Source organism: Bacillus thermotolerans, assembly GCF_000812025.2.
Classification (GTDB): Bacteria; Bacillota; Bacilli; order Bacillales; family Domibacillaceae; genus Quasibacillus; species Quasibacillus thermotolerans.
This window is the reverse complement of sequence record NZ_JWJE02000010.1, coordinates 65,585-88,495: the sequence shown is the minus strand read 5'-3', so window position 1 is coordinate 88,495 and position 22,911 is coordinate 65,585. Positions and strand designations below refer to the sequence as shown.

The following is a 22,911-nucleotide window of genomic DNA, read 5'->3' as shown; positions in this document are numbered from 1 at the left end:
GGACGTTAGGCGATTGAATAAGGAGCAATTTCAACAGCTGCTTGCAGAGAAAGGGATTCACCTTTCTCCTGCTCAGCTTGACCAATTTGACACGTATTATAAACTTCTCGTTGAGTGGAACGAAAAAATGAATCTAACGGCTATTACAGATGAGGAAGAAGTGTATTTGAAGCATTTCTATGACTCACTGTCTGCTGCGTTTTACGCAGACTTTGCCGGCAGCTTGTCCGTTTGCGATGTTGGAGCTGGCGCGGGGTTTCCAAGCATTCCATTAAAGATTGCTTTCCCGGAGCTTAGCGTGACTATCGTTGATTCTCTCAATAAGCGCATTACATTTCTCAACCATTTGGCTGCTCAGCTTGGACTTGATCAAGTGCATTTTTTCCATGACCGAGCGGAAACCTTTGGACGATCTGTCGATCATAGAGAGCAATATGACCTTGTTACGGCCCGTGCTGTAGCCCGCATGTCCGTTTTAAGCGAGCTGTGTATGCCGCTCGTTAAGCCTGGCGGGATCTTCGTAGCTATGAAAGCTGCCAGTGCAGATGAAGAGCTGCAAAAGGGTCAGAAAGCAATCGAGGTACTGGGCGGCCAGTTAAGAGATGAGCACTCTTTTTTGCTTCCGATTGAAGAGAGTGAGCGGACAATTATAGTGGTTGAAAAGGTAAAGAAAACGCCGAAGAAGTATCCACGGAAGCCGGGAACGCCTAATAAGCTTCCAATCGAATAAAGTTATCCACTTGTGGATAACTTTATTTTTTTATGCAAAGAAGGCGGTATGTGAATAAATCAAGCAGAAAGGAGAAGAAAGACCCTGTGAATAAACAAAAAAGCTATCTAAAGAAGAAGGAAGAAGAGGGACAAAGGGAGAATACATATAAAAGGGAGCTTGTTAAAGGTGGTGTAGGGGTATGAAGCATCGTTTCTCTCGTTTATTTAGCCTGGGGGAAAAAACAGTGGAAGAACAACCGCAAGAATCGGTAAGTGTGAGGGAAAGAGAAGAAGTAAAGCAGATTCCGATACCTGCTATTGTTCCAAACCGCTTCCAGCCAAGGACGATTTTTAATGACGATAAGATAGAAGAGTTGGCTCAAACGATTCGTATGCATGGAATGATTCAGCCCATTGTTGTTCGCGAGACAGAAGACGGGAAGTATGAATTGATTGCAGGTGAGCGGCGCTGGAGGGCCGTTCAAACGCTCGATTGGGAAACAGTACCCGCTATTATTAATAATTTAGATGATAAAGAGACAGCCTCGGTTGCTTTAATAGAGAATTTGCAAAGGGAAGAATTATCCCCGATTGAAGAAGCTGTAGCATACGGAAAGTTACTAGAGCTTCATGGACTCACGCAGGAAGCTCTTGCTCAGCGCCTTGGAAAAGGACAGTCGACAGTCGCAAATAAGCTGCGTCTATTAAAGCTGCCTGAAGAGGTACAAAATGCTTTAATACAGAAGAAGATCACTGAGCGGCATGCGCGAGCGCTTATCCCATTGAAGCATCCGGAGAAGCAGGTTCAGATCATGAACGAAGTGATTGATAAGCAGTTAAATGTAAAGCAGACGGAAGAGCGAGTCATTCAGCTGCTGAACACAGCGAATAAAAAGCCGAAGCCTCGGCGTAAAGCTTTTAGCAAAGATATTCGCATAGCGGTGAATACGATCCGTCAGTCACTCTCGATGGTAAGTGATAATGGGATCAATTTAAACACCCAGGAGGAAGAGTTCGAGGACTTTTATCAGATTACGATTAAAATACCGAAAAAGAACAAATGAACGGGAAGCAGATAAGCAGCTTCTCGTTTTAGATTGCCAATAGATAGAGGAAAAAGCCTACATAGCTTATTTTGCTTGGCTATTTTGTAAAATCGCCAACAGCTGGGAGCGAGAAGCGGATCAATCGCTTCTCGCTTTTTTAAAAAAATATTCTTCCGCGAACGGCAACGCACGTCATGATTTTTGTTAAAATAGATGTGCAGCAAATTTTTTAAGATAGGAGAAAGCAGGTGGCCAGATGGGAAGAGTGATTGCCATAGCTAATCAAAAAGGGGGCGTCGGGAAGACGACAACCTCTGTTAACCTGGGAGCTTGTTTGGCTTCTTTAGATAATAAAGTGCTCTTAATTGACATTGACCCGCAAGGAAATGCGACGAGCGGTCTCGGTGTGGAAAAAGGGGACTTGGATGAATGTTTATATGATGTGCTGGTGGATGATACGCCAATAAAGGATATTATTAGAGAGGGGTCTATTGAAGGGTTAGATGTGGCCCCGGCTACAATTTCATTGGCAGGTGCAGATATTGAACTTGTGCCGACTATTTCAAGGGAATTAAGGTTGAGAAGAGCACTAGAAGATGTACGTGATACGTATGATTATATTTTGATCGATTGTCCTCCGTCTTTGGGACTGTTAACGATCAACGCACTGACAGCCGCTGATTCGGTTCTTATCCCGGTTCAATGTGAGTACTACGCATTGGAGGGTCTGAGCCAGCTATTAAACACGGTCCGTCTGGTTCAAAAGCATTTGAACCAGGAATTGGCTATTGAGGGTGTACTGCTAACGATGTTGGATGCTCGGACGAACCTTGGTCTTCAAGTCATTGAAGAGGTAAAGAAATATTTTCAGGAGAAAGTGTATCAAACCGTTATTCCGCGTAATATTCGACTGAGTGAAGCACCAAGCCATGGCAAACCTATTATTTTATATGATCCGCGTTCGAGAGGGGCGGAAATGTATAAAGATTTAGCTAAGGAGGTGGCGGCAAGTGGCTAAAGGGCTAGGAAGAGGGATCAATGCTCTGTTTAAAGATATGGACTTGGATAGCAGTGAAGAGACAGTAAAGGATGTCGCCTTGAAGGAATTGCGGCCCAATCCTTATCAGCCCCGGAGAGTGTTTAACGAAGAAGCGATTGAAGAATTAAAGCAATCCATTCAAGAGCACGGCATTTTGCAGCCGATTATTGCCCGAAAAAGCATTAAAGGCTATGAAATTGTGGTAGGGGAAAGGCGATATCGGGCTGCCAAGGCAGCAGAGCTGCAAAAGGTGCCAGTTGTAATCCGAAAGCTAACGGATGAACAGATGATGGAAATGGCGCTGCTTGAAAACCTGCAGAGGGAAGACTTAACCGCTCTTGAAGAGGCAGCCGCTTATCAGTCATTAATTGAAAGACTGAATATTACGCAGGAAGAGCTGGCGATGAAAATGGGAAAAAGCCGCTCTCACATTGCCAATCACCTCCGGCTGCTTTCCCTGCCGCCTGAAGTACAGCAGCTGATTACGGACGGTGCTTTAACCATGGGGCATGGACGAGCCATTCTTGGGCTTAAAGAGAAGGAGCAGATGATTCAGGCAGCGAACAAGGCTGTGAAAGAAGGATTAAATGTTCGCCAGCTCGAGAAGTGGATTCAAGAGTGTAATCAAAATGTTCCACGTGAAACATCTACTCCTGAAGAAACAAAAGATGTATTTATCAAAGAACGGGAAGACGTGTTAAGAGAGAGATTTGGCACGGCCGTACGTATTAAACAGACAAAGAACAAAAAAAAGGGCAAGATCGAAATTGAATTTGTGTCACCAGATGATTTAAATAGAATTCTAGACTTGTTGGGTCAAGAAAAATAACAGGCTGCCGATTTAAGGCAGCTATTTTTCTTGAAAAGGAGGAGAGAAGGATGGTGCTATTCGGATCGATTGTCAATGGATTGACTATTGTGATGGGTGCTCTTTTAGGAAAGGTGCTTCACCGTATTCCAGAAGGGATCAAGGGTACAGTAATGCAGGCCATTGGTTTAGCAGTGGTTGTGCTTGGATTACAAATGGGGCTGACGAGCGAGAACTTCCTGACAGTCATTATTAGTCTTGTAATCGGTGCGGCTATTGGAGAAGTGTGCACGCTCGATGACCGGTTAAACAAGATTGGCTTATGGCTTGAGCGAAGAGTCGGCAAGCCTACAGATGAGACAAGCATCGCTCAAGGGTTCGTAACAGCTACTTTAATTTTTGTGATTGGGGCGATGGGGATTATTGGTGCGCTTGACAGCGGCCTGCGTGATAACCATGAGGTCTTATTAACAAAGGCAATCATTGACGGGGTGACGGCTTTAATCCTAACGACTACATTAGGGATGGGCGTTATTTTTTCTGCTGTGCCGGTTGTGCTTTACGAAGGAGGAATCGCCTTATTTGCCACCCAGATTGATCGCCTCGTGCCGCAGGCATGGCTGGATGCATTTATTGTAGAAATGACTGCAGCCGGAGGAATTATGATTTTAGCGATCGGCTTAAATCTTCTCGGACTAACAAAGATCAAGGTGGCAAATTTGCTGCCAAGCTTGATCGTTGTAGGTGTGATTATTACGATTCAACATCTTCCTTGAATAAAGGTTCTTTATACATAACTGTTTGCCTAGCTGGAAGAGAGGCATCAAGTGCGGCTCTTGATTGTCGTTCTTTTAGCAAGGCTGCTGCCGAATAACGGAGAGCGGCTTCAGCGATTCCATCTGCAATCACTTGAGCCATACTCATAACGGTATGTAGCCTCGTGTTTTGGAGCACATGAAACTCCATAAATCCGCTGACATTAACAATACCGGCGATATGAATGTTGCCAACAGGCGGAAGATCTTTTTTGACACCTGAGCCTGGTTTAACAGGGCCTTTGCCGACTTGGATATTCCCTACACTTTTTAAAGAGCCTAAGCAAGCGTCCACCCCAATGATAAACGGCTTCTCATGAGCAGTTTTAACCTCGTTCATCGTTTGGGAAAGATTCAATGCATGCACCGGCTGTTCCAGTGTGCCATAGTGGTGAAATTGAAAAAGAGGTTTTTCCTCAAGCAATGTACCCGTTAAGGGGCCGAGAGAGTCGCCGGTGGAGCGGTCGGTTCCAACAAAAACAAGGACAATAGGCCGGCTTCCGGGTGAGGGGAGCCACTCTAGCAGATAATCAGCGAGAATAGAAGCTGCCCGCTGTTCTTTATGATTAATATAATAGGGGCCAGATTTGCGTTCAAACAAGCTTTTCAGGTTCATATAGGACCTCCTGCTGGATAGTAGTAAAAGTATACGGAATTTTCTCCTTTTCTATACGTGCTCTGTTGAAAAAGACTGCCTTTCTGTACATGTACCCAGCTACAAATTTTTTATTATTCTTGTTAAAATAAAAATGTCTTAAATAAGGAGGAATTTGTATGTCTACTTTTCAGCGAGTGCTTGAAAGGGTCTGGCTGGAATTAACAAAGGAAGAAACATGGCTGGCGATTGGCGAAGGGGCGCTGCAAATTCTCATTACCATTCTAGCAGCAGGCATCATTGTCAAGATAGCAAAAGCAGGAATCCGCAAGTTCTTCCAGCTGCGGATGACAGCGCCTTTGAAATATTCAGAACGCCGCGAAAATACATTATTAAAGCTTCTGCAGAACATTGTTTCGTATGTCGTTTATTTCATAGCTATTATTAATGTGTTGGCTGTTTTATCCTTTGATGTAAAAGGATTGATCGCTGGGGCGGGAGTCGTTGGTCTTGCGATTGGTTTCGGTGCACAAAACCTCGTGCGAGATGTGATTACAGGGTTCTTTATCATTTTTGAAGACCAATTCTCGGTGGGGGATTTTGTGCGAATTGGCAGTTTTGAAGGAACAGTGGAGGAGATTGGTTTACGCACGACCAAAATAAAAAACTGGACAGGAGAGCTTCATATTTTGCCGAACGGGTCAATCACTCAAGTGACGAACTTCTCCATTCACAATAGTGTCGCTGTTGTGGATGTAAGCATTGCATATGAGGAGAATATTGAGCAAGCAGAGAAGATTATCACTGAGCTTTTGAAAACCTTGCCTGATAGATATCCTGAAATTGTTGAGCCTCCTGAGCTGCTCGGCGTTCAAATGCTTCAAGCTTCAGATGTGGTTTTACGGATTACAGCAGAAACCACACCGATGAACCACTGGTATATTGCCCGGATGATTCGTAAGGAAGTAAAGACTCGTCTTGACGAACACGGCATTGAAGTTCCGTTTCCACGTCTGGTGATGTATTCGCGTGGAGAAGGGAACCAAAACATGACACAAGCGAATAACTAAGTGAGGGATGATAAGATGGAAAAAACCTTTCAATTAAATGATGTGGTGGAAATGAAAAAACCGCATCCTTGCGGGGAGAATCGCTGGAAGATTATTAGAATGGGTATGGATATCCGCATTAAGTGTGAAGGCTGTGGGCATAGTGTCATGTTGCCAAGAAGAGAATTCACTAAGAAGCTGAAAAAAGTGTTGGACCACAGCAGCGAGAGTTAACGCTGCTGTTTCTTTATGGGCATCTTAGAGAGTGAGCGGCAATTGCCTTTTTCTGCAACTGAACTTATAATTGTGAAAGGTTTAGAGACAGCAAATCTAACAGTTTAAATAGAGGAGTGAACGAGATGGCTTTAACAGCTGGGATTGTCGGTTTGCCAAACGTCGGCAAATCAACACTATTTAATGCGATTACAAAAGCGGGAGCAGAGTCTGCTAACTATCCGTTCTGTACAATCGATCCGAATGTAGGCATTGTAGAAGTGCCTGATGAGCGTTTAAATAAATTAACAGAAATGGTGGAACCGAAGAAAACAGTACCTACTGCCTTTGAATTTACCGATATTGCAGGGATCGTCAAAGGAGCCAGCAAAGGAGAGGGGCTTGGAAACAAATTCTTGTCTCATATCCGTGAGGTAGATGCGATCTGCCAAGTTGTACGCTGTTTTTCAGATGATAATATTACTCACGTATCTGGAAAAGTAGATCCGGTAGACGACATTGAAGTAATCAACTTAGAGCTGGTTTTGGCGGACTTGGAAACGGTAGAGAAGCGTCTGACTCGTGTAGCGAAGCTTGCGAAGCAAAAGGATAAAGCAGCTGTAGCAGAGAACGATGTCCTTGAGAAACTGAAAGAGGCATTGGAATCGAACAAGCCGGCTCGTTCTGTAGAATTATCTGACGAGCAGGAACGGATCGCGAAGCAGCTTCATCTGCTAACAGCTAAACCTATTCTGTATGTAGCGAACGTAGGTGAAGAAGACATTGCTGATCCTTCGCAAAATGAATATGTACAAAAAGTACGGGAATATGCGGCGGAAGAAAATGCAGAAGTAATTGTAGTTTGTGCACGAATTGAAGAAGAGATTGCGGAACTGGATGATGAAGAAAAAGCGATGTTCCTGCAGGAGCTTGGGATTGAAGAATCTGGCCTGGATCAGCTGATTCGCGCTGCTTATTCCTTGCTTGGACTTGCTACGTATTTCACAGCAGGTGTGCAGGAAGTACGAGCGTGGACGTTCCGTAAGGGCATGAAGGCTCCTCAATGTGCGGGTATCATTCATACCGACTTCGAGCGGGGCTTTATCCGGGCGGAGGTTGTTGCCTATGACGATTTGATGGCTGCTGGCTCAATGGGAGCGGCAAAAGAAGCTGGCAAGGTGCGCTTGGAAGGAAAGGATTATGTGATGAAGGACGGAGACGTCGTTCACTTTAGATTCAATGTATAAGAGACGAAGAGATATCTGATCAAAGCGGAGAAATCATTTTCTCCGCTTTTTCATTTGTTGTGAGCTGTGATTGTCTATTTATTCACGCCCACGATGTTGCTTAAAGTGAAAGTGTGTGATATAATTTCTTCTCGTGAGTAATGAAACTGTTACTCCTTGCTCTTTTCTTATGTAAAAGAGCCGTATAGTCCATGAGGAGGTGAAAGAAAGATGAGAAAGTACGAATTCTTGTACATTATCCGCCCAAACGTTGATGATGAAACGAAAAAAGCGATCGTTGAACGCTTTGATGGAATTTTAACTTCTAACGGTGCGGAAATCATCGATTCTAAAGAGTGGGGTAAACGTCGTTTAGCTTATGAAATCAACGATTTCCGTGAAGGATTCTACCAGTTGGTTCATGCTAACGCAGAAGCTGCTGCGGTTGAAGAATTTGACCGTTTAGCGAAGATCAGCGACGACATTATCCGCCACATCGTTGTTCGTGAAGAAGAGAAATAAACTGTTTAAATACACATGGCCGCTATGTTTCACGTGGAACATAGCGGAGTAAAAGGGGTTGATTCTGATGATGAACCGAGTCGTTTTAGTTGGCCGTTTAACAAAGGACCCTGAACTTCGTTACACACCGAGTGGAGCAGCTGTTGCTACCTTCACACTGGCTGTTAACCGCACGTTCACTAATCAGCAAGGTGAGCGGGAGGCAGACTTCATTAACTGTGTCGTTTGGCGTCGTCCGGCTGAGAACGTGGCAAACTTTCTAAAGAAAGGGAGCTTAGCTGGTGTTGATGGACGTATTCAAACACGTAATTATGAAGGACAAGATGGCAAACGGGTGTACGTAACTGAAGTTGTAGCTGACAGTGTGCAATTTTTAGAACCGCGTAATGCTTCTGCAAGCGGACGCGGCGATGAAATGGGCTCATTTGGCGGCGGGCAAAGACCTCAGGAGGCTCCTTTTGGCCAGCAGAATCAACGCAACAATGATAATAGACAATCAGGATATACAAAAATGGATGATGATCCATTTGCAAACGATGGACAAACTATCGATATTTCAGATGATGATCTACCATTCTAAATCATTAATAAAGGAGGGAAATCAACATGGCAGGACGCAGAGGTGGACGTAGACGTCGGAAAGTATGTTACTTTACTTCTAACAACATCACACATATCGATTACAAAGATGTGGATTTGTTAAAGAAATTTATCTCTGAACGCGGAAAAATTCTTCCACGTCGTGTAACTGGAACAAGTGCGAAGTACCAACGCATGTTAACAATTGCAATTAAACGTGCTCGTCAAGCAGCACTTCTTCCATACGTATCCGGAGAATAATCCGGTCAAAGATCTGCCACTCAGGGCAGGTCTTTTTTTGTGCTTATATCCTTAGATTTGTATTACCCGCCTTTTTCATCAAATTGGTTGAGTATTATTTTTTTTGCAGCGACGGGAGAATATGTCGTCACTGTATCCAAGCCTGTTACTGTGGAAGGCCAAGTTATGGGAGCTGTAGGGGCTGACATTGGTTTAGCTCACATTACAAGTCAGATAGAGGGGATGAATATTGGCTATAATGGCTCTGCTCTTGTGATGTCTCCTCAAGGCGCTGGAATTGTCCATGCGACAGAGCAAGGCGGGGATTTAACGAAATATGCACACATTGACAAGTTGTTAAGCAGTGAAGAAGAAGCAGGGATAATCAGGTATGAAGAAGTAGCTAAGGGAGACTTAAGTGTGCAGATGCCGGTTGCTTCCAAGGATGAGATTGGTGAACTGGCTTCTGCTTTTAACCGTATGGTAGAGAGCATGCGTTCCATTATCTCAGTGATGAATCACTCCGCAGAGAATGTGACAGAAGCAGCAGAACACTTAAGGGCTGTATCCGAAGAAACGAACGCTTCCAGCGAGCAAATTACCGTAGCTATTAATGAAGTGGCGGCTGGTGCGACAAGATCAGCAGAGGAATCAAGCGACGCTGCTGAACAATCTCATCGTCTTGGAGAACAAATTGCTGTTATTTCTAGTGGAGCGGACCGGTTAACGAAAACAGCGCGACAGACGGAAGAGGCGCAGGAGGAAGGAATTAGACAGATTCAGGCTCTTGGCACCTCAAGTGCGGAGACTAGCTTATATATTGAGGAAGCCGAGAAGGTTATCCTCGCGCTAGAGACGAAAATTACGTCCATTGAACGAATCATGCAGACAATTACAGACATTTCTTCCTAAACAAATTTGCTGGCTTTAAACGCTTCTATTGAAGCGGCGCGTGCGGGAGAACATGGCAAGGGCTTTGCCGTAGTAGCTGAAGAAGTGAGAAAGCTGGCAGAGCAATCAGCTGAAGCGACAGAAGACGTAAAGGGGACGATCTTGACTATTCAGGAGGAGTCAAAAAAGCGGTCGAGCAAATGCTGAACACTCGTGCTAATTTTGCTAGCCAATTGGAAGCGGTTGAGGCAACCAAAAAAGTCTTCCAGAAGCTGTCTGCCTATGTCAATGAAATGGACGCTTCCATTCAACCCATTCATCAGGAAATTCAGAGGACAGCTGTCGTTAAAGATCATGTACTAGAAACGATGGGATCGGTTGCTGCGGCCTCCGAGCAGTCCGCTGCTGCGAGTGAAGAGATCAGTGCCTCAGCTGATGAACAGCTGGGCGCTATCCGGGCTGTAACCGACTCTTCTGAGTAGTTAATCCATTTAAGCAATGAGTTGAAAAAAGCAGTCGCACAATTTAAGTTAAGTGAGTAAGAATCATCTGCAAGCTGCTTGACAGAAGGGAGAATCCTCTTTTGCCAAGCAGCTTCTTTCGTATGGAAAGAGTAAAAAGCAATTTAGTTAGAAGGATTGATTCATCATTCCTTTGATGGTTCTGCTTGTCCTTTTCTTGGTTTTTATTATTCTCTTTATCAGCTATAAAACAAAGAAGCAGACAAAAGAGGAGATGATGAGGCAAGCAGACGGTATTGTTATCATTTGAGTGACGTTTCTGAGGAAGACAATGCGCCTGGTGAACAAATTGCCCAGGCAATGAATGAAATAGCAGCCGTTGCTATCTTGTCCAAAGGAGATTTGAGCAAGACAGCGAAAAAGAGCACAATTGGCAGAGCAATCTATTCAGACAGCTGATCAAGTGAAAGCAGCGGATGATAAATATCCGGCCAGCTTTAATTGGGAAATAGCAGCTATTAAAGCAACAAAAGCAGTTTACTATCAGTTATTGAACTTTGCTAGGCCCATAGCAGCGATCACTAGGTTAAAAGTGAGAGCAGACCCTTAACCATTTGCAGTGGAGAGTAAGGAGTTTGGTGCTTTGACTGTCAAAAAGCTCCGGGCCACTTAGGCAGTGATATTTTCTCTGAATAATGAAGGAACTAAGCAGTAGGCTTATCCAAATAAAATCGATAAAAAGCTGTTTTACACACTGATGTTTCTTATGTTTTGTTCCACGTGAAACACCCTTGCTTGTACGGAGTAAGAAGAGTTGAAGGAATAAGGGAAGAAAGCTACAATAAAAAGATACGGAAACTAACGAAAAGGCTGAAGAAGATAGTTCTTCAGTTGGACAATAATTAACGAGGTGTTGAAGTGGAAAACAAAAACAAAATAATTGAAGGGGTAAAAATGGGGGGACTCTTTGTCATTTTGTTAGCTTTGACACTCTATGTGCCGGTTTTAGGAATGATTGTCAGTCTCCTTTTGCCCCTTCCCTTTTTAGTGTACGGAGCGAAGCAGCCCGTTCAGATAGCAATAGGCTTTGCTTTGATTGGGATATTGTTGTCTATCCTTATCGGTGGTTTGCCTGCTGTTCTGTTAGCTTTTTTATTCATTGTATTAGGCACTGTAATGGGAGTTATGATACAGAAAAAGCGAGATAAGCTTTCTATATTTATGACTGGTACTCTTATTTTTCTTCTTAGTATGGTTGCCTCCTATGCGCTGGCCATGACCTTTGCCGAAGAAGCGATTCGTGGAATGAGCGATTCCTTCCAGAAGTCGTATCAAGAGTCTATAGACATGATGGAAAGCATGGGACAGCCGGTACCAGAAGAAGCGATCAGCCAGGGACATGCGATGCTCGATTATTTATCAGCTTTGCTGCCAAGTTTCCTAGTTTTATTTTCCTTAGTGTATGTACTATTCATCATGCTGATTAACTTTCCGTTAGCGAAGAGAACGTCAATTGATACACCACGTTTCCGACCATTCAGAGAATGGCAGCTGCCAAAAAGCATCTTGTGGTATTATGTTCTCTTTCTCGTGCTCAGTTTAATTGCTCCGCCGGAACAAGGAAGCATGTGGTACTTCGCTTATGTTAACATCATGTTTATGCTGCAATTTTGTCTGCTTTTACAAGGGTTATCGTTTCTTTATTTTTTCTTTTATGCGAAAAAATGGTCTATCGTTTTCCCTATTTTATTAACGATTTTCTCATTTCTTATTCTTCCGCTTCTTTATCTTGTACGATTATTAGGTATAATTGATTTAGGATTTGATTTAAAGCGGCGCCTTCAACAAAAAGGCTAATGTAATGTTGAAGCCAATCTATCTTTAGGAGCTGAAACGATGCTTTCTTATTACAGCAGACAGAAAATACGGTATCCGATCTACGGATTAGCAACGGCTTTGCTGATTGTACTGGCTGTACTGGCTTTCTACAATTGGCCTGTCGCGCTGGTCGGTTTAGCCGTGAGTATAGTGTTAATTTTATTCCTAATAAGAGCAGAGAATATCATATATGGAGAGGTTGAGCGGTATGTAACCACTCTATCCTATCGGTTGAAGCGGGTAGGGGAAGAGGCATTAATGGAGATGCCTATCGGAATTCTCTTATATAATGATGACTATTATATAGAATGGACCAATCATTTTCTTTCCTCTTATTTTGAACAAGACACTCTCTCTGGGGAGTCGCTTCATGAATTAGCAGACCCGCTGGTAGCAATCATTAAAAATGAAAAGGAAGAGATTATAGAGCTGAACGACCGGAAGTTTAAGGTAACGGTCAAGCCTGAAGAAAAATTGCTTTATTTCTTTGATGTGACAGAGCAGGAGGAAATCACAAAGCGGTTTTTCGAGGAACAAACAGTACTGTGCCTGATTGACTTGGACAATTATGATGATTTGACGCAAGGCATGGACGATCAAACGCGCAGCAGCTTAAACAGCATGGTCACCTCTATTTTAAATGATTGGGCATTAAAATATGGTATTTACTTAAAGCGGATTTCGTCTGAGCGCTTCTTTGCTGTATTAAATGAAAAGATTCTTCATCAGCTTGAGGAATCAAAGTTTTCCATTCTCGATGAAGTAAGAGAGAAAACAGCCAAACAAGCGGCCTCTCTTACTTTGAGTATGGGAGTAGGGCAAGGAGAGGTATCACTGCCTGAGCTGGGTGATCTTGCCCAATCAAGCTTAGACCTTGCCCTGGGACGAGGAGGCGACCAGGCGGCCCTCAAGCAGTTGAATGGCAAGGTAAAATTCTACGGCGGTAAAACGAACCCTATGGAGAAGAGAACGCGTGTCAGAGCAAGAGTCATTTCTCATGCGTTGCGGGAGCTTGTGACAGAAAGTGATAAGGTGCTCGTGATGGGCCATCGCTATCCGGATATGGATGCGATCGGTGCTTCAATGGGGATTCGCCGGGTAGCTGAAATGAATAACTGTGAAGGCTATGTAGTTCTTGATTTTTCAGAGATTGATACGGCCGGCAAGCGGCTTCTGGCAGAGGTAAAGAAGGATCCGGAGTTGTATTCTCGATTCATTGCTCCGGAAGAGGCGCTTGATCTAGCAACAGAGAACACTCTTCTCGTTATTGTGGATACACATAAGCCTTCCATGGTGATTGAAGAGAAGCTGGTTCAAAAAGTAGATAAAGTGGTCGTTATCGATCATCATCGCCGCGGTGAAGAGTTTGTTAAAAACCCGTTGCTCGTGTACATGGAACCATACGCTTCATCTACAGCAGAATTAATTACAGAGCTGCTTGAATATCAGCCGAAGATCAACAAGCTGTCGATGTTAGAAGCGACCGCCTTACTGGCAGGCATCATCGTAGATACGAAAAGTTTCTCTCTGCGTACAGGATCACGCACATTTGATGCTGCTTCCTACTTGCGCGCTCATGGGGCAGATACGGTTCTTGTGCAAAAATTCTTAAAAGAAGATATAGAGACGTACATTCAGCGTTCACAGATCATCGAGACGGTGTATTTCTACAAAGATGGTATCGCAATCGCTACGGGGGCGGAGGATCAGGTATATGATTCCGTATTAATCGCCCAGGCAGCTGATACGCTGCTTGCCATGGATGGGGTACAAGCCTCATTCGTTATTGCCCGCCGAGCAGCTGATACGGTAGGTATCAGTGCCCGCTCGCTCGGAAAGGTGAATGTACAGGTCATTATGGAACAGATGCAGGGAGGCGGCCACTTATCGAACGCTGCCACCCAGTTAAGAGAAATGTCTATTGAAGAAGCAGAAGAGATGCTTCAACAGGTAATCACTGATTTATATGAGGGAGGCGTTGAGGAATGAAAGTAATTTTCTTAAAAGACGTAAAAGGAAAAGGAAAAAAAGGTGAAGTGAAGAATGTGGCAGATGGATATGCTCATAACTTCTTAATCAAAAACGGCTATGCGGTAGAAGCAACACCGGGGAATAAAAAAACACTGGATGTTCAAAAGAAAAAGGAAGCAGAGCTTGCTCAGCAGGAATTAGAAGAGGCGAAAAAGCTGAAGGAAACGCTTGAACAGCTAACAGTAGAAGTAAAAGCAAAATCCGGCGAGGGCGGCCGTTTATTCGGTTCTGTGACAACGAAGCAAGTAGCGGAAGAATTAAAGAAAACACACAATATTAAGATCGATAAGCGCAAAATGGATCTGCCTGACGGTATTCGGGCACTGGGCTATACGAATGTACCCGTGAAGCTTCACAATGAAGTATCTGCTACATTAAAAGTTCATGTAGTGGAAGAAAAATAAAGCATTTCATGCTAAAATAATAAGGTTGGAAAATGTGATCGGATTTTTCTGGTCACATTTTTTTTAAGATAGGTTAGTTAACAAGGAAGAAACAGCGCTTCCTGCAAGGAGGTTCAGGTAATGAGTGATTTGTTGACTGATCGAGTTCCGCCGCAAAGCATCGAAGCGGAACAAGCTGTACTTGGTGCTATTTTCTTGGAGCCGTCTGCTCTAACGGTTGCTTCTGAGATTTTAATTCCAGAAGATTTTTATCGGACGGCCCACCAAAAAATATATAATACGATGCTGAAGCTGAATGACTATGGCCAGGCCGTCGATGTCGTAACGGTGACGGAGGAGCTTGCTTCAGTAAAGGATTTAGAAGATGTAGGCGGCGTATCCTATTTAACCGAGCTGGCAGAATCTGTGCCGACAGCAGCCAATATTGAATATTATGCCCGCATCGTAGAGGAAAAATCCTTATTAAGACGGCTTATTCGTACAGCCACGACCATTGCCCAGGAAGGCTACAACCGGGAAGATGAGGTTGATGCTTTGCTGGATGAAGCGGAAAAAAGCATTATGGAGGTAGCACAGCGCAAAAATGTTAGTGCCTTCCACAATATTAAAGACGTACTCGTACGCACCTATGATAATATTGAAATGCTCCATAACCGCAAAGGAGAAGTTACGGGAATACCAACCGGATTTGCGGAGCTGGATCATATGACAGCGGGGTTTCAGCGAAATGACTTAATCATCGTAGCTGCCCGTCCTTCCGTTGGTAAGACTGCCTTTGCTCTTAATATTGCTCAGAACGTAGCAACGAAGACGGATGAAACCGTGGCGATATTCAGCTTGGAGATGGGAGCGGAGCAGCTGGTCATGCGGATGCTTTGTGCTGAAGGCAATATCAATGCTCAAAATTTAAGGACAGGTGCTCTGACCGATGAAGATTGGCGCAAGCTAACCATGGCGATGGGAAGCCTGTCTAATTCAGGCATTTATATCGATGATACACCGGGTATTCGAATTGGTGAGATTCGATCTAAGTGTCGCCGGCTGAAGCAGGAGCAGGGACTTGGCATGATCCTGATTGACTACTTGCAGCTCATCCAGGGAAGCGGCCGCTCTGGCGAAAACCGTCAGCAGGAGGTATCGGAAATCTCTCGTTCCTTAAAGGCACTTGCCCGTGAGCTGGAGGTGCCGGTTATTGCGCTCTCCCAGCTTTCCCGCGGAGTTGAGCAGCGGCAGGACAAACGACCGATGATGTCCGATATTCGGGAATCAGGCTCGATTGAACAGGATGCCGACATTGTCGCCTTCCTCTATCGGGATGATTACTATGATAAAGAGACCGAGAATAAGAACATTATTGAGATCATTATTGCAAAGCAGCGGAATGGTCCGGTCGGTACCGTTCAGCTGGCGTTTATTAAGGAATATAACAAGTTTGTTAATTTGGAACGCCGATTGGATGAAACCGGCTAACATTCATCACCAACTATGTGTTGGTGATGTTTTTTTACGAACGAATAAAAAACTAGTTATGTAAATGTTCGTGTTTTGTGATTGACTTCTATAGTTTTAACCTGTTAAAATAGGTTTGGTGAAATAATAAGAAAATTACGGACCCTTCGGAGGTGCTTATTTATGTCGTCAGTAGTAGTGGTTGGAACCCAGTGGGGCGATGAAGGAAAAGGGAAAATCACAGATTTCCTTTCAGAAAATGCAGAAGTGGTGGCTCGTTACCAGGGCGGTAACAATGCTGGACATACAATTAAATTTAACGGTGTTACATACAAGCTTCATTTAATTCCATCAGGTATTTTTTATAAAGACAAAATCTGCGTGATCGGCAACGGAATGGTTGTAGATCCAAAAGCGTTAGTAGAAGAGTTAAAGTATTTGCACGATCGAAACGTATCAACTGATAATTTGCGTATAAGCAACCGTGCTCATGTGATTCTTCCGTACCATTTAAAAATTGATGAGGTAGAGGAAGAGCGCAAAGGCGACAATAAAATTGGCACAACAAAAAAAGGAATCGGTCCTGCGTACATGGATAAAGCCGCTCGTATCGGTATTCGTGTAGCTGATTTATTAGATCGGGAAGCATTCGAGCAGAAGCTTTCCCGCAACTTAGAAGAGAAGAACCGCTTGCTTGAGCGTTTTTATGAAACGGAAGGTTTTAAGCTTGAGGACATTCTCGATGAATATTATGAATACGGACAGCAAATTAAGGACTATGTGTGTGACACATCCGTCGTGCTTAATGATGCGTTGGATGAAGGCCGTCGCGTATTATTCGAAGGTGCACAAGGAGTTATGCTGGATATTGACCAAGGAACCTATCCGTTCGTCACATCTTCTAACCCCGTAGCTGGTGGTGTCACGATCGGTTCTGGTGTAGGTCCAACGAAGATCAACCATGTGGTTGGTGTGTCTAAAGCCTATACTACACGCGTGGGAGACGGCCCGTTCCCGACAGAACTGAAGGATGAAATTGGGAATCAAATCCGTGAAGTAGGACGGGAGTATGGTACAACAACTGGACGTGCCCGCCGCGTTGGCTGGTTTGACAGTGTGGTTGTTCGTCATGCGCGTCGTGTAAGCGGCTTAACTGACTTATCTTTAAACTCCATCGATGTTCTAACAGGCATTGAAACATTAAAGATTTGCACAGCTTACCGCTACAAAGGAGAGGTCATTGAAGAATTTCCTGCAAATTTAAATATCCTTGCTGAATGTGAGCCTGTGTATGAAGAATTGCCAGGCTGGACAGAGGATATTACTGGATGCAAATCATTAAGTGAGCTTCCAGAAAACGCCCGTCACTATCTAGAGCGTGTATCACAGCTGACAGGTATTCCGTTGTCTGTATTCTCTGTCGGTCCGGACCGCAGTCAGACAAATATAGTACGCAGCGTTTGGGCTCAACGATAAGATGCCATGTAAAAACCCGCCTTCCAGTTTAGGAAGGCGGGTTTTTTTGAAGGTTGTTTCTGTCTTCGAAAGGAATGTTTTGTTTTTCACTTTTTTCACTTTTTTCGACAATTTTCTCAAAAACTATTGTCAGTTTTTTAAGTATATGCTAATATTAACAGCGTTGTTAATATTAAAAGTTTAATAGTATGGTCCGGTAGTTCAGCTGGTTAGAATGCCTGCCTGTCACGCAGGAGGTCGCGGGTTCGAGTCCCGTCCGGACCGCCATTTTACAACCGTTTAATTTAATGAATCCTATTTCCTTAGATGGCGGCTGAAAGACGATCAACTGGTAAGTTGGCCGCCTTATTTTTTCATATTTCGCCTTGTAAAAGACGAAATATTTTAAATATACACTCAGCCGCTTCTTCTTTAGGCAGAGGAAGCGAAAATGGTAAAACAACTTATAGGGAAGGCTCAGTAGCTCAGTCGGTAGAGCAATGGACTGAAAATCCATGTGTCGGCGGTTCGATTCCGTCCTGAGCCATCAAAGAAGCATTGCGACGATATTAGCTCTCGCGGTGCTTTTTTTCATATACGAGAAAGTGTTCCTTTAAGGCCAAGAGGTGAAAATCCCTCTCTTTCATGATAAAGTGTAGAAGGAAGTATATAGGTATAAGTGAAGGTCGTTTGCATGCATAACGGCCTGTTTTTCCGTAAACTAACCCGCAAGAGGAAGCAAAACCTTCGTCTCAGAGATGTGGTAAAATATTAAAATGAACTCTATGAATCAATAAGGCTTTCATACTGAAGAAGTGAGGAGAAAGGTATGCAAAAGAAGATATTAGTTGTAGATGACGAGAGACCGATTGCAGATATTCTGCAATTTAATTTAAAGAAAGAAGGCTACGAAGTCTATTGTGCTTATGACGGCAATCAGGCTGTGGAGATGGTGGAAGATATACAGCCAGACTTGATCTTGCTCGATATCATGCTGCCTGGCCGGGACGGCATGGAAGTATGCCGGGAAGTAAGAAAGAAACATGAAATGCCGATTGTTATGCTGACGGCTAAAGACTCAGAGATTGATAAAGTGCTTGGTTTGGAACTGGGGGCAGATGATTATGTAACAAAGCCTTTCAGCACGAGGGAACTAATCGCCCGTGTGAAAGCGAATCTGCGCCGTCACCAGGCGGTACCTTCTCCTTCCGAGGAAGAGGAAGAGACAAATGAAATTACAATTGGCTCATTAACAATTCATCCGGATGCTTACGTTGTTTCCAAGCGGGGAGAAACCATTGAGCTAACGCACCGCGAATTTGAGCTGCTTTATTATTTGGCTAAACACATTGGTCAGGTAATGACGAGGGAGCATTTGCTGCAGACGGTATGGGGTTATGATTACTATGGAGATGTACGTACAGTAGATGTTACCGTTCGCCGTCTGAGAGAAAAAATTGAAGATAACCCTAGTCACCCTTCTTGGATTGTAACTAGAAGAGGGGTGGGCTATTACTTGCGCAACCCTGAACAGGAGTAATAGTGAATGAAAAGAGTAGGGTTCTTTCGATCAATACAGCTGAAGTTTGTATTAATTTATGTGCTGCTGATTTTATTTGCGATGCAAATCATCGGTGTTTATTTCGTGAAAGAGCTTGAAGACAAGCTGATTACTAACTTCAAAACTTCTCTTCAAGAACGGGTGAATTTGCTGGAGTATAACTTACGGGAAGAGATGCTGAAAGAGCGGACGGAGGAAACTCTGACGCTTGAGCAGGATATCCAAAGGATTTTGGAAGACTTTATGGCTCCGGACGTATCAGAAGTAAGAGTTATTGATCAGCGAAGCCGGATTATCGGTACCTCTGATCCGAACAGACAGGGGATTATTGGACAACGGGTAACCGACATTGCTGTAAAGAGGACTCTTTCCTTCGGTGCGGAAGAAGACAGAATGTATATTGATGAGCAGTCAAACAAACGTATTTGGGTGTATACATCACCGATTATTTCAAACAGAGAAGTGATCGGTGCTGTTTACTTAATCGGAAAGGTAGAGAATGTCTACACCCAGATGAACCAAATCAATGAAATCTTGTTTACCGGTACAGCTTTAGCTTTAGTTGCTACAGCTATATTAGGTGTTTTGCTTGCCCGCACGATTACCCGCCCAATTACCGACATGCGCCGCCAGGCTGTTGCTCTAGGAAGGGGTAACTTCTCCAGGAAGGTAAAGGTATACGGGCAGGATGAAATCGGTGAGCTGGCGATTACCTTTAACAATTTAACGAAGAGACTGCAAGAAGCGCAGGCTACGACAGAAGGAGAAAGAAGAAAGCTTTCTTCCGTCCTCTCCTATATGACCGATGGAGTAGTTGCAACTGACCGGAAAGGCCGAGTCATCCTTATTAACGAACCTGCGGCACGGCTTTTGAACGTTTCACGTGAAACAGTGATTTCACAACCGATTACAAGCGTGCTCGGTTTGGAGGAAGAATACTCATTTGATGATTTATTAAATGAACAAGACTCAGTCATACTCGATTATGGTGCAGATGACCAGCCGTACATTCTACGAGCTAATTTCTCCGTTATACAAAAGGAAACTGGATTTGTAAACGGTTTGATCGCTGTGCTTCATGATATTACGGAGCAGGAGAAGATTGAAGCGGAACGACGCGAATTCGTAACAAACGTATCCCATGAATTGCGGACACCGCTTACGACGATGCGAAGCTACCTAGAGGCACTGGCTGAAGGGGCATGGCAAGACCCGGATATTGCTCCGCATTTCCTTGAAGTCACACAGACCGAGACAGAGCGTATGATTCGTCTCGTAAATGATTTACTGCAGCTTTCTAAGTTCGATAGCCGGGATTATCAGCTTACAAAGAAAGACGTAGATTTCACGGAATTCTTCAATAAGATTATTGACCGATTTGAAATGACAAAGTCGCAGGAGGTCACCTTCAAGCGGCAGTTGCCTCGGTATCCTATCTACGTGGAAATTGATACTGATAAGCTGACCCAGGTTATTGATAATATTATTTCAAATGCCATGAAGTATTCACCTGAAGGCGGCCAGCTGACATTTAAGGTGGAGGAGAATACAGATAACATCAAAGTCAGCATCCGCGACCAGGGAATGGGCATACCGAAGAAAAATATTAATCGGATTTTTGAGCGCTTCTACCGGGTGGACCGGGCTCGATCACGCAAGATGGGCGGAACAGGTCTAGGGCTTGCTATTGCGAAAGAGATTGTAACGGCACACGGAGGTCATATTTGGGCAACGAGCACAGAAGGAAAAGGAACAACCATTTGCTTCACTCTTCCATATGAGTTGCCTCAAGAGGATGATTGGTCATGAACTATGAAAAAATAAAATCAATAGTGTTAGGTGTGCTCGTGCTGCTGAGTATTATTTTTACCTTGGGAATTTGGAATTACCAGCCTAACTATGATCCTATTACGGAAGATAATATACATGAAGTGGCCTCTATTAGTGAAATGAGAGAAGAGGCCGATGTTATCAAGCCCTCAACAATTCTTTATCACACGGAAAATGAACATTACGGAACAGCCGGTCGAAATGAAATGAATGCGATCATTAAAGAGCTTCAAGAATGGTCATTCGTAGATATAGTAAACGTATCGCCCAGCATTTCTGAAAGAGGCTTCAAGGAATTGCTTTACGGAAAGGACCGGGTTGAGCTTAAATTTCCGACTTTTATCCCTTTTTATACGATCGATAATGTACTGAATTTTGAAGATGGGGATACACCAAATGCCGTGTTTGATCGTATCATTATTTCTGAAGTAAACCGTCAGGCAAGGCAAGCCGTTGTTTACTTTGTTTCTACTAAAGAAAGGCTGGTCTTCCGCAGTTCCGCCTCTGCAGAAAGCATGCCTGCCTTTAAGAAGCAATTTATGGACAAGGCAGAAGAGCAGTGGGAGACATACCAGCACATCAAACTCGAAGGGGCTTCCGATCCGCTGTTTCTGCCAGAGGAATCACCAAGGCTAAAAAGAGAGAAATACTTGCCCGATGAATTAAATGTTGAAGACTTTAAAGATTTATTATTTGAAGACCCAAGCCTGGTGAAAAAAGGAACGAGTGGAGAAGGAGAAGAGTATACAGATGGCTCCAGTCTGATGGAAGTGAACTATGATACGAATACAATTTCGTATGTGAACCCTGCTATCGAGTCGGAGACGACTACTCCAGGAAGCCTGCACGAGCTGGTTGATAAAAGTATTCAGTTTGTTAATGAGCATAGCGGCTGGTCTGATCAGTACCGTTTGTTTGAAGCAGAACCAGGCTCTGCATCAATCAGCTATCGTTTGTATAAAAATGGCGTTCCTGTCTTTAATAAAGGAAACATGGCAGAGATTATGCAGATATGGGGAAAATCAGATATTTATATGTATGTACGTCCGTATTTCACGCTTGATATTTCCTTGCCTTCTGAGGCGGAGGAAATCACTCTTCCAAACAGCACCTCAGCATTGGAGCAGATACAGAGCATGGAGGACTTTGATGCAGCATTGCTGGAGGACCTGATAGTAGGCTATGAGCTTCAGCAGGATCCGCAATCGTCTAAGGTACTTGTTCTAGAGCCTGCCTGGTTCTACAAATATAATGGACGCTGGGACAAGCTTTCGTTCACTACTCAAACAGGGGGAAACGCTTATGGATTGGAGTAACACGAAAACCATTTTCATTATCGTTTTCCTCGTATTAGATGTCTTTTTATTATCTGTATTTCTGAATAGATATTCTACCAGCCAATTTGAGTTTATTAAGGAAGCTTCAATCGAGGATAAGCTGAAGTCATACAATGTGGAATATGAAGAACTTCCGGAAGAAGTAAGCAAAGAACCATACATCACTGGAGAGGTAAAGACATTTACAGAGAGAGAGATTGGCGAGCTTTCAGGACAGTCGGTAAGATTACGGCAGAATGATACTAACCTTGTCAGCTATTTGAAAAAGCCAGTCAAGCTGGGAGAAAATAAAATGGATGATATACGGTCGTTCATAGAATCGAATGTGCTCTATGGTGACCAATATAGTTACTGGGACACGTCAGAGGAGAAGGATGGAACGACCTACATTTTCTATCAGTATTATCAGGACAGGCAGATGTTTGAGAACATTAAGGCCCAATTATCTATCAAAGTGAACAGACAAGGTGAAATTGTATCTTATCATCAGATGATGCTGGAGAAACTGATGGAGAATGGGGAAGAAGAAGAAATTTTATCTGCCCATCAGGCGGTTCAGACACTTTATCTCAATGGTTTAATCAAACCAAACAGTGAGATCTCGAATGTAGAACTTGGCTATTATACCGTGGTACAGTTGACAGAAACACAAGTATTATCGCCTACTTGGTATTTTAAAATAAAAAGCGGCGATGAAACGGAAAAAATGTACGTAAATGCGTTTGACGGCTCAATTTATAAGAATGAAGAAAGCAGTTAATGAGTAAAAGT

At 43.6% G+C, this 22,911-nt stretch carries 27 protein-coding genes and 2 tRNA genes; 28 read left to right on the top strand and 1 reads right to left on the bottom strand.

Annotated elements, in window-relative coordinates; all coding sequences use genetic code 11:
• Positions 1–13 precede the first annotated feature (13 nt).
• The 6 genes from rsmG to QY97_RS06415 all read left to right on the top strand — a co-directional run bounded on the left by rsmG (position 14) and on the right by QY97_RS06415 (position 4,380).
• Positions 14–730, top strand: a complete 717-nt coding sequence (gene rsmG, locus QY97_RS06435) for a 16S rRNA (guanine(527)-N(7))-methyltransferase RsmG (protein WP_039238655.1) — start codon at positions 14–16, stop codon at positions 728–730.
• A 50-nt stretch (positions 731–780) separates the two neighbouring features.
• Entirely contained in the window at positions 781–915 is a 135-nt protein-coding gene (locus tag QY97_RS20965; RefSeq protein WP_261337339.1) for a hypothetical protein, read from the top strand.
• Positions 912–1,775: a nucleoid occlusion protein gene (noc, locus tag QY97_RS06430; RefSeq protein WP_039238653.1), complete on the top strand. Its 864-nt coding sequence runs from the start codon at positions 912–914 to the stop codon at positions 1,773–1,775. The genes QY97_RS20965 and noc overlap by 4 nt, the downstream gene beginning before the upstream one ends.
• A gap of 238 nt (positions 1,776–2,013) precedes the next feature.
• Positions 2,014–2,775 (top strand): ParA family protein, encoded by a 762-nt coding sequence (locus QY97_RS06425; RefSeq protein WP_039238651.1) that lies wholly within the window; start codon positions 2,014–2,016, stop codon positions 2,773–2,775.
• A complete protein-coding gene (locus QY97_RS06420; RefSeq protein WP_039238649.1) occupies positions 2,768–3,625 on the top strand; it encodes a ParB/RepB/Spo0J family partition protein in 858 nt (285 codons plus the stop codon). The genes QY97_RS06425 and QY97_RS06420 overlap by 8 nt, the downstream gene beginning before the upstream one ends.
• A 50-nt stretch (positions 3,626–3,675) precedes the next feature.
• A complete protein-coding gene (locus tag QY97_RS06415; protein ID WP_039238647.1) occupies positions 3,676–4,380 on the top strand; it encodes a DUF554 domain-containing protein in 705 nt (234 codons plus the stop codon).
• On the opposite strand, the gene yyaC is transcribed toward QY97_RS06415, so the two are convergent.
• Positions 4,358–5,035: a spore protease YyaC gene (gene yyaC / locus QY97_RS06410; RefSeq protein ID WP_046128462.1), complete on the bottom strand. Its 678-nt coding sequence runs from the start codon at positions 5,033–5,035 to the stop codon at positions 4,358–4,360. The two genes, QY97_RS06415 and yyaC, sit on opposite strands and share 23 nt — an antisense overlap.
• Positions 5,036–5,193: 158 nt before the next feature.
• On the opposite strand from yyaC, the gene QY97_RS06405 reads away from it, so the two are divergent.
• From QY97_RS06405 to QY97_RS06320, 22 genes are all read left to right on the top strand, one after another.
• Positions 5,194–6,084 carry a mechanosensitive ion channel family protein gene (locus QY97_RS06405; protein WP_039238645.1) on the top strand — a complete coding sequence of 297 codons (891 nt, stop codon included), beginning with the start codon at positions 5,194–5,196 and terminating at the stop codon, positions 6,082–6,084.
• A 15-nt stretch (positions 6,085–6,099) separates the two neighbouring features.
• On the top strand, positions 6,100–6,297 hold the full coding sequence (locus tag QY97_RS06400; protein WP_039238709.1) for a DUF951 domain-containing protein: 198 nt from the start codon (positions 6,100–6,102) through the stop codon (positions 6,295–6,297).
• Between the two features lie 125 nt (positions 6,298–6,422).
• Positions 6,423–7,523: a redox-regulated ATPase YchF gene (ychF, locus tag QY97_RS06395; RefSeq protein ID WP_039238643.1), complete on the top strand. Its 1,101-nt coding sequence runs from the start codon at positions 6,423–6,425 to the stop codon at positions 7,521–7,523.
• Between the two features lie 210 nt (positions 7,524–7,733).
• Positions 7,734–8,024, top strand: a complete 291-nt coding sequence (gene rpsF, locus QY97_RS06390; RefSeq protein WP_039238641.1) for a 30S ribosomal protein S6 — start codon at positions 7,734–7,736, stop codon at positions 8,022–8,024.
• 67 nt (positions 8,025–8,091) lie between these two features.
• The gene (ssb, locus tag QY97_RS06385; RefSeq protein ID WP_039238639.1) at positions 8,092–8,604 is read left to right on the top strand and encodes a single-stranded DNA-binding protein; all 513 of its coding nucleotides are present in this window, start codon (positions 8,092–8,094) and stop codon (positions 8,602–8,604) included.
• A gap of 26 nt (positions 8,605–8,630) precedes the next feature.
• On the top strand, positions 8,631–8,864 hold the full coding sequence (gene rpsR / locus QY97_RS06380) for a 30S ribosomal protein S18 (RefSeq protein ID WP_039238637.1): 234 nt from the start codon (positions 8,631–8,633) through the stop codon (positions 8,862–8,864).
• A 39-nt stretch (positions 8,865–8,903) separates the two neighbouring features.
• Entirely contained in the window at positions 8,904–9,755 is an 852-nt protein-coding gene (locus tag QY97_RS20960; protein WP_052725896.1) for a HAMP domain-containing protein, read from the top strand.
• Positions 9,756–9,761: 6 nt separating this feature from the next.
• Positions 9,762–9,941, top strand: coding sequence for a methyl-accepting chemotaxis protein (locus QY97_RS20810; RefSeq protein ID WP_052728938.1), 180 nt, complete (start codon positions 9,762–9,764; stop codon positions 9,939–9,941).
• Positions 9,935–10,216: a hypothetical protein gene (locus QY97_RS19505; RefSeq protein ID WP_052725894.1), complete on the top strand. Its 282-nt coding sequence runs from the start codon at positions 9,935–9,937 to the stop codon at positions 10,214–10,216. Before QY97_RS20810 ends, QY97_RS19505 begins: the two co-directional genes overlap by 7 nt.
• A 285-nt stretch (positions 10,217–10,501) precedes the next feature.
• Positions 10,502–10,654, top strand: coding sequence for a hypothetical protein (locus QY97_RS20805; RefSeq protein WP_166701676.1), 153 nt, complete (start codon positions 10,502–10,504; stop codon positions 10,652–10,654).
• On the top strand, positions 10,626–10,805 hold the full coding sequence (locus QY97_RS20385) for a hypothetical protein (protein WP_125444176.1): 180 nt from the start codon (positions 10,626–10,628) through the stop codon (positions 10,803–10,805). Before QY97_RS20805 ends, QY97_RS20385 begins: the two co-directional genes overlap by 29 nt.
• 308 nt (positions 10,806–11,113) lie before the next feature.
• Positions 11,114–12,052, top strand: a complete 939-nt coding sequence (locus QY97_RS06370; RefSeq protein WP_039238635.1) for a YybS family protein — start codon at positions 11,114–11,116, stop codon at positions 12,050–12,052.
• Positions 12,053–12,091: 39 nt separating this feature from the next.
• On the top strand, positions 12,092–14,062 hold the full coding sequence (locus tag QY97_RS06365; RefSeq protein WP_039238633.1) for a DHH family phosphoesterase: 1,971 nt from the start codon (positions 12,092–12,094) through the stop codon (positions 14,060–14,062).
• Positions 14,059–14,508, top strand: coding sequence for a 50S ribosomal protein L9 (gene rplI, locus QY97_RS06360; protein WP_039238631.1), 450 nt, complete (start codon positions 14,059–14,061; stop codon positions 14,506–14,508). Before QY97_RS06365 ends, rplI begins: the two co-directional genes overlap by 4 nt.
• Positions 14,509–14,628: 120 nt before the next feature.
• Positions 14,629–15,978: a replicative DNA helicase gene (gene dnaB / locus QY97_RS06355; RefSeq protein WP_039238630.1), complete on the top strand. Its 1,350-nt coding sequence runs from the start codon at positions 14,629–14,631 to the stop codon at positions 15,976–15,978.
• Between the two features lie 162 nt (positions 15,979–16,140).
• The gene (locus QY97_RS06350) at positions 16,141–17,433 is read left to right on the top strand and encodes an adenylosuccinate synthase (RefSeq protein WP_039238627.1); all 1,293 of its coding nucleotides are present in this window, start codon (positions 16,141–16,143) and stop codon (positions 17,431–17,433) included.
• 190 nt (positions 17,434–17,623) lie between these two features.
• A tRNA-Asp gene (locus tag QY97_RS06345) sits at positions 17,624–17,700 on the top strand.
• Between the two features lie 186 nt (positions 17,701–17,886).
• Positions 17,887–17,959: transfer RNA gene (locus tag QY97_RS06340), tRNA-Phe, on the top strand.
• A 282-nt stretch (positions 17,960–18,241) separates the two neighbouring features.
• On the top strand, positions 18,242–18,952 hold the full coding sequence (yycF, locus tag QY97_RS06335; RefSeq protein ID WP_039238626.1) for a response regulator YycF: 711 nt from the start codon (positions 18,242–18,244) through the stop codon (positions 18,950–18,952).
• A 6-nt stretch (positions 18,953–18,958) separates the two neighbouring features.
• Positions 18,959–20,782 carry a cell wall metabolism sensor histidine kinase WalK gene (gene walK, locus QY97_RS06330; protein ID WP_039238624.1) on the top strand — a complete coding sequence of 608 codons (1,824 nt, stop codon included), beginning with the start codon at positions 18,959–18,961 and terminating at the stop codon, positions 20,780–20,782.
• On the top strand, positions 20,779–22,119 hold the full coding sequence (locus tag QY97_RS06325) for a YycH family regulatory protein (RefSeq protein WP_039238622.1): 1,341 nt from the start codon (positions 20,779–20,781) through the stop codon (positions 22,117–22,119). The genes walK and QY97_RS06325 overlap by 4 nt, the downstream gene beginning before the upstream one ends.
• Complete coding sequence (locus QY97_RS06320) at positions 22,106–22,900, top strand: two-component system regulatory protein YycI (RefSeq protein WP_039238620.1); 795 nt, start codon at positions 22,106–22,108, stop codon at positions 22,898–22,900. The genes QY97_RS06325 and QY97_RS06320 overlap by 14 nt, the downstream gene beginning before the upstream one ends.
• The last annotated feature ends 11 nt before the right edge of the window (positions 22,901–22,911 follow it).

Excerpts from the sequence above, each read along its gene's own strand:
- noc (WP_039238653.1), top strand. The coding sequence starts at position 912 with ATGAAGCATCGTTTCTCTCGTTTATTTAGCCTGGGGGAAAAAACAGTG.
- QY97_RS06425 (WP_039238651.1), top strand. The coding sequence starts at position 2,014 with ATGGGAAGAGTGATTGCCATAGCTAATCAAAAAGGGGGCGTCGGGAAG.
- QY97_RS06415 (WP_039238647.1), top strand. The coding sequence starts at position 3,676 with ATGGTGCTATTCGGATCGATTGTCAATGGATTGACTATTGTGATGGGT.
- yyaC (WP_046128462.1), bottom strand. The coding sequence starts at position 5,035 with ATGAACCTGAAAAGCTTGTTTGAACGCAAATCTGGCCCCTATTATATT.
- QY97_RS06405 (WP_039238645.1), top strand. The coding sequence starts at position 5,194 with ATGTCTACTTTTCAGCGAGTGCTTGAAAGGGTCTGGCTGGAATTAACA.
- QY97_RS06400 (WP_039238709.1), top strand. The coding sequence starts at position 6,100 with ATGGAAAAAACCTTTCAATTAAATGATGTGGTGGAAATGAAAAAACCG.
- ychF (WP_039238643.1), top strand. The coding sequence starts at position 6,423 with ATGGCTTTAACAGCTGGGATTGTCGGTTTGCCAAACGTCGGCAAATCA.
- rpsF (WP_039238641.1), top strand. The coding sequence starts at position 7,734 with ATGAGAAAGTACGAATTCTTGTACATTATCCGCCCAAACGTTGATGAT.
- ssb (WP_039238639.1), top strand. The coding sequence starts at position 8,092 with ATGATGAACCGAGTCGTTTTAGTTGGCCGTTTAACAAAGGACCCTGAA.
- rpsR (WP_039238637.1), top strand. The coding sequence starts at position 8,631 with ATGGCAGGACGCAGAGGTGGACGTAGACGTCGGAAAGTATGTTACTTT.
- QY97_RS19505 (WP_052725894.1), top strand. The coding sequence starts at position 9,935 with ATGCTGAACACTCGTGCTAATTTTGCTAGCCAATTGGAAGCGGTTGAG.
- QY97_RS06365 (WP_039238633.1), top strand. The coding sequence starts at position 12,092 with ATGCTTTCTTATTACAGCAGACAGAAAATACGGTATCCGATCTACGGA.
- rplI (WP_039238631.1), top strand. The coding sequence starts at position 14,059 with ATGAAAGTAATTTTCTTAAAAGACGTAAAAGGAAAAGGAAAAAAAGGT.
- dnaB (WP_039238630.1), top strand. The coding sequence starts at position 14,629 with ATGAGTGATTTGTTGACTGATCGAGTTCCGCCGCAAAGCATCGAAGCG.
- QY97_RS06350 (WP_039238627.1), top strand. The coding sequence starts at position 16,141 with ATGTCGTCAGTAGTAGTGGTTGGAACCCAGTGGGGCGATGAAGGAAAA.
- yycF (WP_039238626.1), top strand. The coding sequence starts at position 18,242 with ATGCAAAAGAAGATATTAGTTGTAGATGACGAGAGACCGATTGCAGAT.
- walK (WP_039238624.1), top strand. The coding sequence starts at position 18,959 with ATGAAAAGAGTAGGGTTCTTTCGATCAATACAGCTGAAGTTTGTATTA.
- QY97_RS06325 (WP_039238622.1), top strand. The coding sequence starts at position 20,779 with ATGAACTATGAAAAAATAAAATCAATAGTGTTAGGTGTGCTCGTGCTG.
- QY97_RS06320 (WP_039238620.1), top strand. The coding sequence starts at position 22,106 with ATGGATTGGAGTAACACGAAAACCATTTTCATTATCGTTTTCCTCGTA.